The sequence below is a fragment of the Anaeromyxobacter paludicola genome (assembly GCF_023169965.1).
GTDB classification, from domain to species: domain Bacteria; phylum Myxococcota; class Myxococcia; order Myxococcales; family Anaeromyxobacteraceae; genus Anaeromyxobacter_B; species Anaeromyxobacter_B paludicola.
In genome coordinates this window covers 3636622-3649725 of the sequence record NZ_AP025592.1, presented here as the reverse complement: position 1 = coordinate 3649725, position 13104 = coordinate 3636622, and the positions used below count along the sequence as shown (strand labels likewise).

Here is a 13104-nt window from a genome sequence, read left to right as displayed (position 1 = left end):
CGGGAGCTGGCCCGCCGGGCCCGCACCGCGCTCGCCGACGGCCCGCTCCTGACGGTGGCGGTCCCCAAGGGCCGGCTCACCGACGAGGCGTCGCTCCTGTTCGAGAGCGCCCTCGGCGTCTCGCCCAAGGCGCTCCTCGGCAAGACCCGCAAGCTCTTCGCCGACGCGCCCGAGGTCGGGCTCCGCTTCATCTCGATCCGCGCCGCCGACGTGGCGAGCTACGTCGAGCACGGCGCGGCGCAGGTGGGCATCGTCGGCCTCGACGTGCTCCGCGAGGAGCCGCGCGATCTCTACGAGCCGCTCGACCTCGGCATCGGCCGCTGCGAGGTGATCGTGGCGCGGCCCCGGGGCGCGAAGCCCCTGCCGCGCGGCGTCACGCCGCGGATCGCCACCAAGTACGTGAGCCTCGCCGCCGCCCACTTCGCGAAGAAGGGGCTGCCGGCCGAGGTGATCGCCCTGCACGGCTCGATCGAGGTGGCCCCGTCGCTCGGCCTCGCCGACGCCATCGTGGACATCACCGAGACCGGGGAGACCCTGCGCGCCAACGGCCTCGAGGTGGAGGAGTCGGTGCTCCCGGTGTCGGCGCGGCTGGTGGTGAACCGGGTCGCGCTGAAGCTCCACCCGGAGCGGCTCCGCCTGCTGGTGGCGGCCCTCCGGGAGGCCTGCCGGCCGTCGCCCCGAGAAGGTTGATCCTGGCGCACCTTCCCGCCTATCATCCACAGTCCGGTAAACCCCCTCACCCCCCGCAGCTCCCAAGGTCCCAAGGAGAACCGACTTCAGATGGATTGCCCTCGGTGCAACGTCGAGATGGCCGAGATCAGCGGTGATGAGAACACGGCCCAGCGCTGCCCCGACTGCGGGGGGCTCTGGATCGACGCCGCCGACCTGAACCGCGTGCTGCTGCACCACAACCTGCGCGCGCTGTCGGCGCTCGGCGGCTGGGTCAACCCGGACGAGATCGCGGGCATGTGCCCCGCGTGCAACGTGGACCTCGTGGCCATCGAGGGCGGCGAGCGGAAGTCGCTCCACTACGACACCTGCGAGAGCTGCGGCGGGATCTGGCTCGAGGGCCCGGACGAGGACGAGATCGCCGAGACCATCGAGTGGAAGCAGGCGGCGAAGGAGATCGTCGACTTCTTCAAGGCCTTCTCGAAGAAGTAGGCGTTTACCGTCACCACTCCCGATCGTTGCGCCAGGGGTACGCGGTGTTGGAGTAGCCGCGGATCTCCCAGTAGCCGCGCCGGTCCTGGGTGAGGAGCTCGATCCGGTTCACCCACTTCGCGCCCTTGTAGGCGTAGAGCTGCGGCGTGATCACGCGCGCCGGGCCGCCGAGCTCCGCCGTGAGCGGCGCGCCGCCGAGCGCGTGGACGAGGAGGACGTCGTCCTTGAGCGCCTCCTCGAGCGGGAGGTTGGTGGAGTAGCCGTCGTGGGAGTGGAACATCGCGTGCGTCGCCTCGGCGGTGGGGCGGGCGAGCGCGAGCAGCGTCGAGACCGGCACGCCGCGCCAGGAGAGCCCCAGCACGCTCCAGCCGGTGACGCAGTGGAAGTCGGCGGTGCGGTCCTCCTGCGGGAGGGCGAGGAGGTCTTCGAAGCCGAGCGTCACCGGCGCCTCGACCGCTCCGTCCACGGTGAGCTTCCAGCGGTCCATCGCCACCGCCGGCACCCGGCCCAGGTCCATCGGGATGAGCTCGTCCTGCTCGCCCTGCTGCACCGGCATCCTCGGCATCCCGTGAGCGTTGCGCGGCCCCTCGCCCTTCGGCGCCGGGTCGGCGAGCGACGGGGTGGCGCGCATCTTCTCGGCGAAGCGGGCCAGGAGCGCGGCGCGCGAGGCCTCCAGCCGGCGGAGCTCGGACTCGTCCATGCCCCGACTCTAACGCCCTCCCGGGCCGCCGCAGCGGCTCCCGCGCCGCGCCCTCGCGGGGCGCGCGCTCTTCCTTGACTCCGGGGGTCGTTCACGGCAGAAAGGGAGCCGTCGCGCGGGAATAGCTCAGTTGGTAGAGCATCAGCTTCCCAAGCTGAGGGTCGCGGGTTCGAATCCCGTTTCCCGCTCCAAGAATATCAAGGGGTTCCGCTGCCAAAGCGGGACCCCTTGTCGTTTCTGGGCAACCTTCTGGGCAACCTTTTCGCAGCGGGCTGCAGCGCGTCTGCAATTACAAGAGTGCGGAGCGCCGGCCAGCTGCGCAGGCAACTGGGTCTTCGACTGTACCCGCGTGGCCGGACCCGGCCAGAGCCTCCCGCGAGGTCCATGGCTATGGTCGAGTGCGCAGCGCCGGGCCATCCCTGGGTACGCGGGGAACGGTCGGCGGGCGGAGCTCGCCACCGCCAATCTCACCGGCTCATCCCCGCGTGCGCGGGGAACGGGAGCCGTGCCGCGCGCTGCATAGCGCAATTCGCGGCTCATCCCCGCGTGCGCGGGGAACGGCGGTCCGGCGAGAACGTGAACGTGCGGCACACCGGCTCATCCCCGCGTGCGCGGGGAACGGCGGACCTTCGACTTGAGCGCGCCCGAGATCACCGGCTCATCCCCGCGTGCGCGGGGAACGGCGCGGCACGGGCCACGCCGCGTACCGCGACAGCGGCTCATCCCCGCGTGCGCGGGGAACGGGCCGCGCCCGGAGAGTCCGGCGGAGAACGTCGGCTCATCCCCGCGTGCGCGGGGAACGGGAGGGCCGCGAGATCGTGCGGTGCAGCTTGACCGGCTCATCCCCGCGTGCGCGGGGAACGGGAGGCCACGCCCGCGAGTCCGGCGGTGAACGACGGCTCATCCCCGCGTGCGCGGGGAACGGTCAGCCGGGGCGGACTGCACGGCCCGGTAGTGCGGCTCATCCCCGCGTGCGCGGGGAACGGCAGCGCGGCAGCGTCTTCGACTCGGCGGGGGTCGGCTCATCCCCGCGTGCGCGGGGAACGGGTGATGTGGATCTGAGCGTTCGTCCCGTCGATCGGCTCATCCCCGCGTGCGCGGGGAACGGCCGTCGAGGGCGGCTCTCACGAAGCGGCGGCTCGGCTCATCCCCGCGTGCGCGGGGAACGGTCGGTCCCGGCCTTCTGCTTGATCTTCCCGCGCGGCTCATCCCCGCGTGCGCGGGGAACGGCGCGCGAGCGCGCAGGCCATCGAGAGCATCCTCGGCTCATCCCCGCGTGCGCGGGGAACGGTCACCCCTGGCTTCGCGGATCGCTCCGTCTCCCGGCTCATCCCCGCGTGCGCGGGGAACGGGGCCGGCGCGTCCGGGCGCGGCGCCCTGGTGACGGCTCATCCCCGCGTGCGCGGGGAACGGCGCTCGGCCGAGCGGCTCGGGCTGCTCTTCTGCGGCTCATCCCCGCGTGCGCGGGGAACGGGGCCGAAAAACACGGCTAGTGGTCGCGGCCAGCGGCTCATCCCCGCGTGCGCGGGGAACGGTCGCGCATCGCCCTACCCGCCTCGCCCTCCAGCGGCTCATCCCCGCGTGCGCGGGGAACGGTCGCGCATCGCCCTACCCGCCTCGCCCTCCAGCGGCTCATCCCCGCGTGCGCGGGGAACGGGCCGGTAGCTACTGCGTGACGGTCGCCCCGAACGGCTCATCCCCGCGTGCGCGGGGAACGGGCGGCGATCGGCGGGCACACGCTGTTGCCGACCGGCTCATCCCCGCGTGCGCGGGGAACGGATCATCTCGTCGCCGAGGCCGGTCCCGGAGAGCGGCTCATCCCCGCGTGCGCGGGGAACGGCTGGTGATCGATGTCACCGGCTCCAAGACCGCCGGCTCATCCCCGCGTGCGCGGGGAACGGGTGACCATGTTCCGCTCCGAGCTCGGCCGGTACGGCTCATCCCCGCGTGCGCGGGGAACGGGCCGCGTTACCCGCCCAGAGGCTTCCAGCCACCGGCTCATCCCCGCGTGCGCGGGGAACGGCGCAGCGTGCCCGGCCCGTTGATCGTGATGCGCGGCTCATCCCCGCGTGCGCGGGGAACGGTGCCCTCGCCGCTGGCCGGGACGGCAGGAGGGCGGCTCATCCCCGCGTGCGCGGGGAACGGTCCCGCTCGTGCCAGACGGTCTGGGTTCCAGCCGGCTCATCCCCGCGTGCGCGGGGAACGGGGGGGTGCCGGGGGTCACGGCTCAGGGCCTCACGGCTCATCCCCGCGTGCGCGGGGAACGGCGCGGGTGTTCACCGCGCGAGTCGTTCAGCGCCGGCTCATCCCCGCGTGCGCGGGGAACGGAGCCCGTTCCCGGCTGCGACTGCCGCCGCTGCCGGCTCATCCCCGCGTGCGCGGGGAACGGCAGCAGGGGCAGACGCCGCGCGCGACCCGGCGCGGCTCATCCCCGCGTGCGCGGGGAACGGACTTCGTCAAAAGTCACGTCATTGTATGGGTTTGATGTCAAAGAGCTAGCTCACCGAAGCATTTCGGTGACGGACGTTCAGCGCCGCTTCCCCGGCGTTGAAGCAGCGCCTCGCTCCGCCAAAACCACCTCTGGCGAGAAAGCCACTAGCTTCAGCCCGTCGAAATCGACCGGCACTCGCCGGTTCGCACCGGCCGTGGCCAGATCGAAGCCAGACTCGTTGGGCGCGCTCCAGGCTGCGACGGCGTTGCCGCCATCGAGGCCGGCTTCCACCTGATCCCAGAGCATCTGTCGCACGCGCTTCGACACGTCGCCGACGTACACCCCCGCCCTCACCTGCAGGAGCCAGCACGCCAATCGACCGCGGAGCCGGTCCGGGACGTTCTCAACCACGATGACCAGCATCGCCCAGGCCTTTCTGGTCCTGGATGGCCGGCGGGACCTGGTCCGCACCGGCTGCCGGCCGCTGGATCCCGCCCGCCTCGAGGACCTCCTCGATCAGCGGAATCATCCTCTCGAGCAGCTTCGACTGGCGGAACACGTCGCGACACGCCAGGCGCACCGCGCGCTCCGGATCGAACGGGAGCTTCGCCGCCTGGGCAAACGCCACCGGTACCACCGTCTCGAACTTCACGATGTCGCCGATGTCGTAGACGAACGATAGCGGCTTGCCGGTGTGGATGAATCCGATCGCAGGCGCGTACCCGGCCGCCAGCACCGCCGCCTCGGTGATGCCGTAGAGGCAGGCGGTCGCGGCGCTCAGGCATCGGTTGGGTATGTCGCCAGACTCCCAGGTGGACGCGTCGTATTCGCGGTGCACCCACTCGACGCCGTACTTGCGCGCGAGCTGCTTGTACGTCTCGCGCACCCGAGCGCCTTCGATGCCACGAAGCTGCTCGACGCTGCGTCTGGCCGGCGGCTCCTCTCCGAACCGGAGCGCGTACATCTTGCGAACGACCTTCAGCCGGAGCTCCTCGTCGAGCGCCAGTCGCGCCTGGTACAGGAGCCGGTCGCTCCGGGCACCCCCGGGCTGGCCGGCGGCATAGAGACGGACCCCCGCCTCCCCCACCCACACGAGCAGCGTTCCGACCCGGGCGGCCAGGGCGATGGCCGCGTGCGAGACCCGGGTGCCGGGCTCGAGCATGATGCAGGCAACGCTGCCCACCGGGATGTGCGTGCGGACGCCATTCTTGTCCACGAGCACGAAGGCGCCGTCGAGGACGTCGAGGTTCCCGTACTCCAGGAACACGAGCGAGACCCGCTCCTTGAGCTGGATGGGCCCCGGCGGAGGTAGCACTCACGCCCTCCGGAGCAGCATCAACCCGCAGCCGAAGGCCTTCTGGGGTCCGAACCCTTGGGCCACTCTCGCGAGGAACGCTGCCGGATTGGTCACTTCCAGTACACCTTCGAAGTCGAGGGTGCTGAAGCGAACCGGCTGCTCGCCGCGTCGCAGGATCCGGTGCTGCCGGTACCCGCCGACCCGCAGGGAGGGCCGCTCGCGGTTCTCGAAAAGCCCATCGTCCGCGAGCTCCTCGATGGTCGTCGTGGCGAGCTTGAACCCGGCGCGCTCGCCCTGGGAGATCAGCCAAGCGGTGCCCGCTTCGCCAACCAGCACCGGCTCCGGCGGGACCGGTCGCCCCTCGGACTCGAGGCGCTTGGCGAGATCCATGACCACGTCGTGCCGTTGGACCTTCCGGTTCTTCCTCTCCGGAACGCGCTTGCCTCTGCGCACTACCGGGCTCGCTCGGAGCCTGAACGCGAGCCGCTGCCCTTCCTTCAGCGCAGGTGCGAACTCCTTCGACTCGACCCGCCACATCCCGTTCCCGTGGGCGGCGGGGGGCGCGGCCGAGAGGACGAGGAAGGTGGGCTGCCGCGAGGACTCCTCGGCCCGGTAGAGGAAGTCCCGCTTCTGATCGGCCGAGCGCGACAAGAGCTTCCAAATAGCCTGGTGCGAGCCGTAGGGACTCGACACCTCGCGCCAGAACTCCTCGTGCTCCGCCGCGCGCGCGTCCAGCTCAACCCTGCTCAGGAACATGATTTCCTTTCTCGGGCGCGGCGCTCCACGCCTTCTGGTGCTCCTCCCGCTCCGTGAACTGCCAGCGGCTCCTGCTCAGCACCCGGTCACGGCGCCGGACCGTCTGCTCAGGGGCGAGGCCCGGCCAGGCGCCCTCCCACTGCACCGTGGCGCTTCCGCGCCCGCCGGCGATCACCATAGCCAGCAGCTCGTCCGTCCCGAACCCGGCCGAGGCGATCGCAGTCACCGGATCCGGCGCCTCCACGACTTGCGGCTCCAGAGGTACGTCGAGCGGGCAGCTCTTCCGACCCAGGTACGGGACGAACGTCGGGCGGCGCAAAGCATCCCTCATCGCGTCGATCGACCAGGGTAGCGCAGCGCCCTCCTTCGCCCAGAGGGCCACCGTCCAGAGCGCATCCAGCCGGTACTGGCGACTGCTCAGCAACGTGTCGAGGTCGGCGCGGGCGAAGGCGAGCTCTTCCTTCCTCGTGGCGGGGCGGTGCCACGGGGCCTTTCGCTTCCTGGCCTCTCGCTCATCGGCCCGGAGCAGCTTCTCGCCGGGCCCCTGGGCGGTGTGGAAGTCGACGAGCAACTGGCCCGGCGCCTCGGTCCGGGACGCGAAGCCGATCCCCGCGTCGAGGGATCCCCAGGCGTCCGAGTCATCTCGGCGCACCCCGAGCGCCGCCGCCAATATCCCGAGCACGGCGGACCGGGAGGGGTGCGGCGCGGATGGGCGTCGCTCGCCAACGGCGATCTCTCCCCAGGAGGCGAGCGGCCCGTGCAGGCGGAAACAGAGGAACGATGGCATGGCTCAGGGGGTCGACAGGAAGTCGAGCAGCGCGGACTTGGTGCCCTCACCCGCCGCGACGTCGAAGGAGCAGGAGCTCGCCGCGTCACCGTAGACGCGATCGAGCTGCGCCCGCGTCTGCTGCAGGGCCGCCACGCCGGAAGCGAGCAGGTCGTCACCCGTGACCGGCCGGAGGAAGGCGGAGGCCAGAGAGCGCGGCTGGGCGGGCCCCTTCTCCGCAAGAGCGAAGTGCGCCCGCGAGCGCGCGGCGAAGCTGTTCTGCTTCCCATTCGGCGCCACCGTGAGGCACGCCTCGCCGAGCGCGCGCAGCGTCCGCGTGACCAGCGCCTCGTCGCCCCCGAAATTCTCGGAGAGGAGGTTCCTGTCGATGCAGACGTAGTGGTACAGCACCGCCGAGGCGAACTCCTGCGTGCCCACGTGGCCCGCGCCGGCGTCCTCCTCCGCGCCCTTGAGGTCGTCCACCGCTGTGAAGTAGTCGTCCTCCAGCGCGACCTTGTGGATCGAGAGGGCGTGCGCGACCTGGCAAGCCGCCTCGACGTTGAACTTGGCCTTGGCAGCGAGCATCCGGCCGAAGAGCGCGATGTCGGCGGCGCCTCCGCTCAGCCCGAGCAACCCTTCCAGCTCCTCCTCGGTCGGCGCGCGCTTCTCCTCGGCCAACTTCGCGGCGAGCGACTCGAGCTCCCTCTTCTCGTCCGGGCTGATGTGGGCGAGCTGCTCGGTGCGGAGCCCCGAATCCTTCACCGCGCCAAACACTTCGGCGAGCTGGCTCGCCACCTTGGAGGCCTGCTTCTCGCCGAGCCCCCTCGTGAGGACCGGAAGCACCAGCTCCCCGAACCGCTTGGTGCGGATGCCGAGATGCTCGGACAGCTCCGCCGCAAACGCATCGGAGGTGCGCCAGGCGCGCTTGAGGCTCTGCGAGCTCACACGGAGCCGCTGGCTGCCGCCGAACAGCGCGGTCTTGGGCCGGCCGAGGTCGTCGCGGTTCAGGTTGGACGGCGCGTAGGGGGTGAGGAAGTGGAGCTGGACGAAGGTGGTGGGCATGTGTGTCTCCGGTTCAGGGCGGTTGAGAGGGCGGTGTTGGGGTCACTTCTTCTCGGTCAGCGGCGCGGCCTCATAGAAGTCCTGCGCCCAGCGGACTCGGGTGCGCTCGTTCCAGCTCATGAGGTCCTTGAAGAGCCGGTCGACCGCGGCACACCGGTCGAGCTGGCGGACCACCCGGATGACCTCACGCATGATCACCTCCGGATCCTCCTCGCGCAGGATGTGGCGGAAGTGGCTGTCGCCGATCACCGGCCCTTGCCCCTCGGCCTTGGGGGTTCCCATCTGGCGAGCCAGCGAGACCTCCTGGGTCGGCTCTCGTTCCACGTGCGCCAGGATCGCGGCCACGGCTGCCACCCGGCGCGCGTCGTCCTCGCCGAGGCGCGAGCCGAGGCGGCGCAGCAGTGCGTGGTAGGCGGGCGCGAATGCCACTTCAGCCGGGGTGCCGCAGCGCCGCAGCTCGGCGCGTCCGGCGCGGTCCTCGTCGAGGGACTTCCACCACCGCCAGAGGGTCGAGCGCTGCTCCTCGGGTGTAGATGCAGCCTGCTGTTCACTCATCAGACGCTCTCCTGGGTGGGGCGACGGCTCGCGCTCTTCCCGCGCGGCGCCTTCGGGGTAGGTTCGTTCGGGGTGGAGAGCCCGAGCAGCTTTCGCAGCTTCGTCGCGTCCGGGCTCGTGAAGTGGATCAGGCTGTGCCGGGCAAGCACGACCCGCCGAAGGTCGGGAGCCGCGAGGTCCGCCGAGGAGCCGGTGAAGCGGTCAAACAGGGCGAGGGCGGAGTCGTGCAAGCTCGACAGCCAGGCCTGTTTCGGCTCGTCGGCAGTCTTCCCCGCCTCGAGCTCCGCCTTGACCGCATGTACCGTCCGGAAGAAGGCAGGTTCGGTGGCGGACCAGAAGGCCGGGTTCACCTGGTCGAAGACGTCGAGGTCCGCCGGTCGATCGCTCAGGGCGGCGCGCACCTGCGCCGCCAGGGTCTTCCGGACCTCCTCGCTCGCCTCAACGAGTTTCTCCACCTGCCCGGAGAACATTGGCGCGAGCTGCTCATCGACGGTGACGAGCGGGGTCTCTGCTCGGCACCAGCGCAGCGGCTTCATGTTGTCCATCGCGTATCCGAACGCCACGAGTCGCGCGACGCCGCCGAGTAACGCGCGACGGTGAGTCGAGGCGAAGTAGCTGACGACTGTTGCCGGACGGCGCTTCTCGCTCCCAGTGACGAGCAGGGGCCAGTCGCGGTACGGCAGACCGTCGGCGCTTCCCTTCTTCGGATTCCAGGGCTCGCCCGGCTTACTGTAGGAGTACGGCGTCCACGGATGGCGGTAGTCCCCGTCGTAACTCATCCCCTCTGGCCGGCCGACGTAGCCTCGGACTGCCGGGCCGGCCTGTGCGCCGTAGACGGCGCATGGCTCCTCGTCCGACTGGGCGATCTCCAGGCGGCAGCGGCGTGGCAGTCCCCACAAGTGCTGAAGGGGATGAACGCTGCTCGGCGGCGTATCGCCCCGGCGCGTCTTCTCCATCCAAGGGAAGATGGCCGCGTCCGACGTGAGCGTCGCATCTCCCGGAACACGAGCCTCGAACTCGCGCCTCGGCAGCACGTTGAGCCACGCTGTCGCCCAGAGGGTCTCCCCGAGTATCAGCGTCGTGAGAGGGCCGCCCCCTCGCAGCGAGGTGAACTGCCCCCTTCCGCCCGCCGGGGCGTAGGTCTGTAGCGCCATGAGGCTGGCCGCAGCTGCTGGAAGGCTCAGGGAGTCGAACAAGCCTGGCTTGGCGAAGAGCGTCGGGGAGTCGCTGAGCCCTTCCTCTCCGATCCTGTCGATGAGGAGCGCGCCGATAGGGAGCCGAGCGACCCGGGGGTCTTGCGCGACAGTAAGATCCTGCATGAATCTCGGCCCGTCCCCGTCGAGGAAGAACGCCCCCCGGACGGCGTCCAGCCTGCTCTTGAGCTGGCCCACGCCGGGCGGGCTCTCGAGCGCGTCTTCCCATTCGCGCTCGGTCGCTGGCGCGCCCGCGGTCTGCAAGAGGCCGATGAGAAACTCGAGGAGCGCCCCATCGAAGTCCGGCCGAGGGCTGGCGATGCGGAGCGGAGGGTCCTCCCTCTCGACCACCTGGGCGGGCGAGATCATCTCCACCTTGCCGCTGCGACGGAGCACGGGGATCCAGCGCTCGTCGATCAGGTTGTAGGCCACGTGCTCACGCTCCTTGGATGACCGACAGCCCGCGAACGGGCGAGTAGAGGATCTGGACGGGGACTTCGCGGGGGTTCTCGGGCGGGCCTCTCTCGGCCACCGCGCGTCCTGTCCAGGTGCCATCCCCCTGAAGCCGCAGCGGCACCGTCACGATGTCATCGCCCACGAACGGCTGGGTCCGCTCGAGCTGCGCAACGAGGTCGGCTTCATCCGGAGATGGACGCGCGACGAGCCGCCGTGTGACGCTCAACTGGCTCAAGGGCCACTGGAGATGTCGCGCCACGCCATCGAGCCAGGGCGCGGCCGCTTCGGCCCGGGCGAGGCGCACGGTCACGGTCGGCTCCCCGAGGCGGGTGGGCGTGTGGGCCTCGCTCGACCAGTCCATCCCCTGACGCAGGTACCCGAGGTCGAGGCACAGGACCGCCCCTTGTGCGACTGAAGCCTGGGAAAGCTGCTTCCCCACGGCCTGGCCGGATCTGGGCATCAGCGCCGCAGGCGTTTCGTCGGATCCGAACACCGCCTCGACCAGGGCGCGCGCCTCGCCGGGCAGTGCGAACTGTTGGCGATTCTTGAGCTCGCGCAGCGTGCGCCAGAGGACCGCGGGGTCGGGGTAGACCACCGCAGTGCGCTGGAACGGAGCCGAGAGCCAGCCCGCAGACGGGTCTTCGGACCAGGGCGGGGCGAGGACCTCGAGGGCCGGCGGATCCCGGTCGAGGTCCGCTCGGGCGTGGCGCTGGAGCCTGCCCGCCCGCTGGATCAGCCGGTCGATGGGACAGAGATCCGACACGAGCACGTCGAAGTCGACGTCGAGCGACTGCTCGATCACCTGCGTCGCGATCACGACCCGGCCGCACCGCTGGGCGGCCTCGCCGCCGGTCCCGAACCTGGCCAAGACGGCGTCCTCGATTCGAAGGCGGTCCCCGAGGGCGAAGCGCGCGTGGAACAGGGTGACCGCGTCTTCGCCCAGGATCGCGGCCAGGAGGTCGCGCGCCTCCACTGCGTCCGCCACGCTGTTCCTCACCCAGCAGGCGCACCGCCCGGCCCGGGCCGCTTCGGTGAGCCGCGCGACGACCTCCGCGACCGAGCGGCGGAACACGATCGGGAGCGTGCGCGGCGCGCCGTTCCGCGCCGCCACGGCCCGCTCCTGCACCCGATCCCCGGACCAGGCGGTGAGCAGCGGATACTCCTCGCTGGTCGGCAACTCCGCCCCGTGCGCACCGGCACCTTCGGCGAACGCCCGGGCGAGTTGCCTCCGCTGCTCGAGCGGAAGCGTGGCGCTGAGGAGTATGGCACTCCCGCCGAGCCCCGCGTGTGCGCGGAGCAATCCGCAGAGCACCCGGAGCATGTAGACGTCGCAGGCGTGGACCTCGTCCACGACGAGCACGTGCCGGTGCAATCCCAGGAGCCGGAACGCGGCGTGCTTGCTCTGGAGAGCGGCGAGCAGCGCCTGGTCGATGGTGCCTACGCCCAGCTCGGCCAACAGCGCCTTCTTTCTCCCGTCCGCGAGCCAGGCGCTGGCGGTCGCGGCCGCCTCTTCCTCGCCCGCCGCGTCGTCTGCCGAGCGCTGACCGAGCGCGATCCGATCCTTGCAGGTCAGGCGAGGGCCGCTGTGGGTGAGGAGATAGGACGGCTCCCCCTTGAAGAGCTTGTTCAGGAGCGGCTCGACCCGGCGGTGCATCGCGTTGGCGGTCGCCATGGTCGGCAGGGCGAAGAAGATCCCGTCGCTTCGGCCGGCGTCGAGGAGCCGGTGGGCGAGAATGAGCGCGGCCTCCGTCTTCCCGGAACCGGTCAGGTCCTCGAGAACGTAGAACTGCGGGCCATCGCCGATCTCTATGGTGGCCGCCGCCCCCTGCAACGGACTTGGACTCGCGGCGATCTGCGGGAAGAGGTGCTCCACGCCCGCATACGCCCGAGGCGTGCTTCGGCCCAGCCCGCTGTGCTCGACCGCGCGCGCGGCCGAGGTCCTGGCGCGCTGCCAGTACTCGGCCAGGTCCATCTCGGTCCGCTGCGGCTGGAAGAAGTCGGTGTCGGAGCCGATCCAGTCGCAGAGGATGGCGAAGCCGGCGAGCCACCAAGAAGAGCGGCGCATCCGCTGGAGCTGCTTCTCGAAATCCGGCTCCGAGCCGCGCAGGGGTGCGGGCGCGAGCAACTTCCTCGCTGCCAGCGCGAAGGCCGTTGCGTCTCGGCGGCTCCGGTAAGCCGGGTGCGCCTGCAGGATCCCGGGGCCGAGCGTGCCCTCTTCCGGCGGCTTGCCGTGGTGACCCAGGACCGCGGCCATCCAGGGCTGCATCAGGTCGCCCAAGTCCCTGTGGCCACGAGCGCCCCCAGCGAGCTCGACCTGGTGCAGCTGGCAGAGGAGTTGCGCCTCGTCGGGTGCGGGTCGCAGCGTGGCCCAGCTCCGCCAGAGCTGGTACCCGAGGCTCGAATGGTGAACGGCGCACACGCGCGCCGCCCGCGGGCCTTGCAGCTCTCGCACAAGATCAGGCATCAGATCCTGGAAGGGCTCTGCGAACTTACCGAGGTCGTGCAGCGCGAGGACGAAGGGGATCGCCGAGCGGAGGTCCTCTGCTCGGAAGCCCGAGAGGTGGGCCATTCGCGGCAACAGGGCCGTATCCCGATCGAGGATCTCGGCGCCGACAGCGGCGACGTCGAACCCGTGGAAGGGGAGCAGGTGAACCCGCCCCTCGCCTTCCGCTCCGGCCTTCCCCCAATAATCGAAGAATCCGCTCACCCCACGGCCCCCCTTCGAAT

General features: G+C 70.9%; 11 protein-coding genes, 1 tRNA gene and 1 CRISPR repeat array. Of the genes, 3 read left to right on the top strand and 9 right to left on the bottom strand.

The window, feature by feature from the left end:
- Nucleotides 1-6 precede the first annotated feature (6 nt).
- Nucleotides 7-690 carry an ATP phosphoribosyltransferase gene (hisG, locus tag AMPC_RS16415; RefSeq protein WP_248346348.1) on the top strand — a complete coding sequence of 228 codons (684 nt, stop codon included), beginning with the start codon at nucleotides 7-9 and terminating at the stop codon, nucleotides 688-690.
- 90 nt (nucleotides 691-780) lie between these two features.
- On the top strand, nucleotides 781-1161 hold the full coding sequence (locus AMPC_RS16410) for a zf-TFIIB domain-containing protein (RefSeq protein WP_248342494.1): 381 nt from the start codon (nucleotides 781-783) through the stop codon (nucleotides 1159-1161).
- A 10-nt stretch (nucleotides 1162-1171) separates the two neighbouring features.
- Here the strand turns inward: AMPC_RS16410 and AMPC_RS16405 are convergent, their stop codons facing one another.
- Nucleotides 1172-1861, bottom strand: a complete 690-nt coding sequence (locus AMPC_RS16405; protein WP_248342493.1) for a molybdopterin-dependent oxidoreductase — start codon at nucleotides 1859-1861, stop codon at nucleotides 1172-1174.
- A 115-nt stretch (nucleotides 1862-1976) separates the two neighbouring features.
- Between AMPC_RS16405 and AMPC_RS16400 the strand changes: the two genes are divergently transcribed.
- Nucleotides 1977-2052: transfer RNA gene (locus AMPC_RS16400), tRNA-Gly, on the top strand.
- A gap of 218 nt (nucleotides 2053-2270) precedes the next feature.
- Nucleotides 2271-4311: direct repeats of the CRISPR family, unit length 29 nt; unit sequence CGGCTCATCCCCGCGTGCGCGGGGAACGG.
- Nucleotides 4312-4388: 77 nt separating this feature from the next.
- Here the strand turns inward: AMPC_RS16400 and cas2e are convergent.
- From cas2e to cas3, 8 genes are read right to left on the bottom strand one after another with little or no spacing between them, the layout of a single operon-like run.
- A complete protein-coding gene (cas2e, locus tag AMPC_RS16395) occupies nucleotides 4389-4715 on the bottom strand; it encodes a type I-E CRISPR-associated endoribonuclease Cas2e (protein WP_248342492.1) in 327 nt (108 codons plus the stop codon).
- Nucleotides 4696-5559 carry a type I-E CRISPR-associated endonuclease Cas1e gene (gene cas1e / locus AMPC_RS16390; protein ID WP_248342491.1) on the bottom strand — a complete coding sequence of 288 codons (864 nt, stop codon included), beginning with the start codon at nucleotides 5557-5559 and terminating at the stop codon, nucleotides 4696-4698. The genes cas2e and cas1e overlap by 20 nt, the downstream gene beginning before the upstream one ends.
- 48 nt (nucleotides 5560-5607) lie before the next feature.
- A complete protein-coding gene (gene cas6e, locus AMPC_RS16385; protein WP_248342490.1) occupies nucleotides 5608-6345 on the bottom strand; it encodes a type I-E CRISPR-associated protein Cas6/Cse3/CasE in 738 nt (245 codons plus the stop codon).
- The gene (gene cas5e / locus AMPC_RS16380; RefSeq protein ID WP_248342489.1) at nucleotides 6326-7132 is read right to left on the bottom strand and encodes a type I-E CRISPR-associated protein Cas5/CasD; all 807 of its coding nucleotides are present in this window, start codon (nucleotides 7130-7132) and stop codon (nucleotides 6326-6328) included. Before cas5e ends, cas6e begins: the two co-directional genes overlap by 20 nt.
- A gap of 3 nt (nucleotides 7133-7135) precedes the next feature.
- On the bottom strand, nucleotides 7136-8173 hold the full coding sequence (gene cas7e, locus AMPC_RS16375) for a type I-E CRISPR-associated protein Cas7/Cse4/CasC (protein ID WP_248342488.1): 1038 nt from the start codon (nucleotides 8171-8173) through the stop codon (nucleotides 7136-7138).
- A gap of 42 nt (nucleotides 8174-8215) precedes the next feature.
- Nucleotides 8216-8728, bottom strand: a complete 513-nt coding sequence (casB, locus tag AMPC_RS16370; RefSeq protein ID WP_248342487.1) for a type I-E CRISPR-associated protein Cse2/CasB — start codon at nucleotides 8726-8728, stop codon at nucleotides 8216-8218.
- A complete protein-coding gene (gene casA, locus AMPC_RS16365) occupies nucleotides 8728-10353 on the bottom strand; it encodes a type I-E CRISPR-associated protein Cse1/CasA (protein WP_248342486.1) in 1626 nt (541 codons plus the stop codon). Before casA ends, casB begins: the two co-directional genes overlap by 1 nt.
- Before the next feature lie 4 nt (nucleotides 10354-10357).
- The gene (cas3, locus tag AMPC_RS16360) at nucleotides 10358-13084 is read right to left on the bottom strand and encodes a CRISPR-associated helicase Cas3' (RefSeq protein WP_248342485.1); all 2727 of its coding nucleotides are present in this window, start codon (nucleotides 13082-13084) and stop codon (nucleotides 10358-10360) included.
- Nucleotides 13085-13104: the final 20 nt, after the last annotated feature.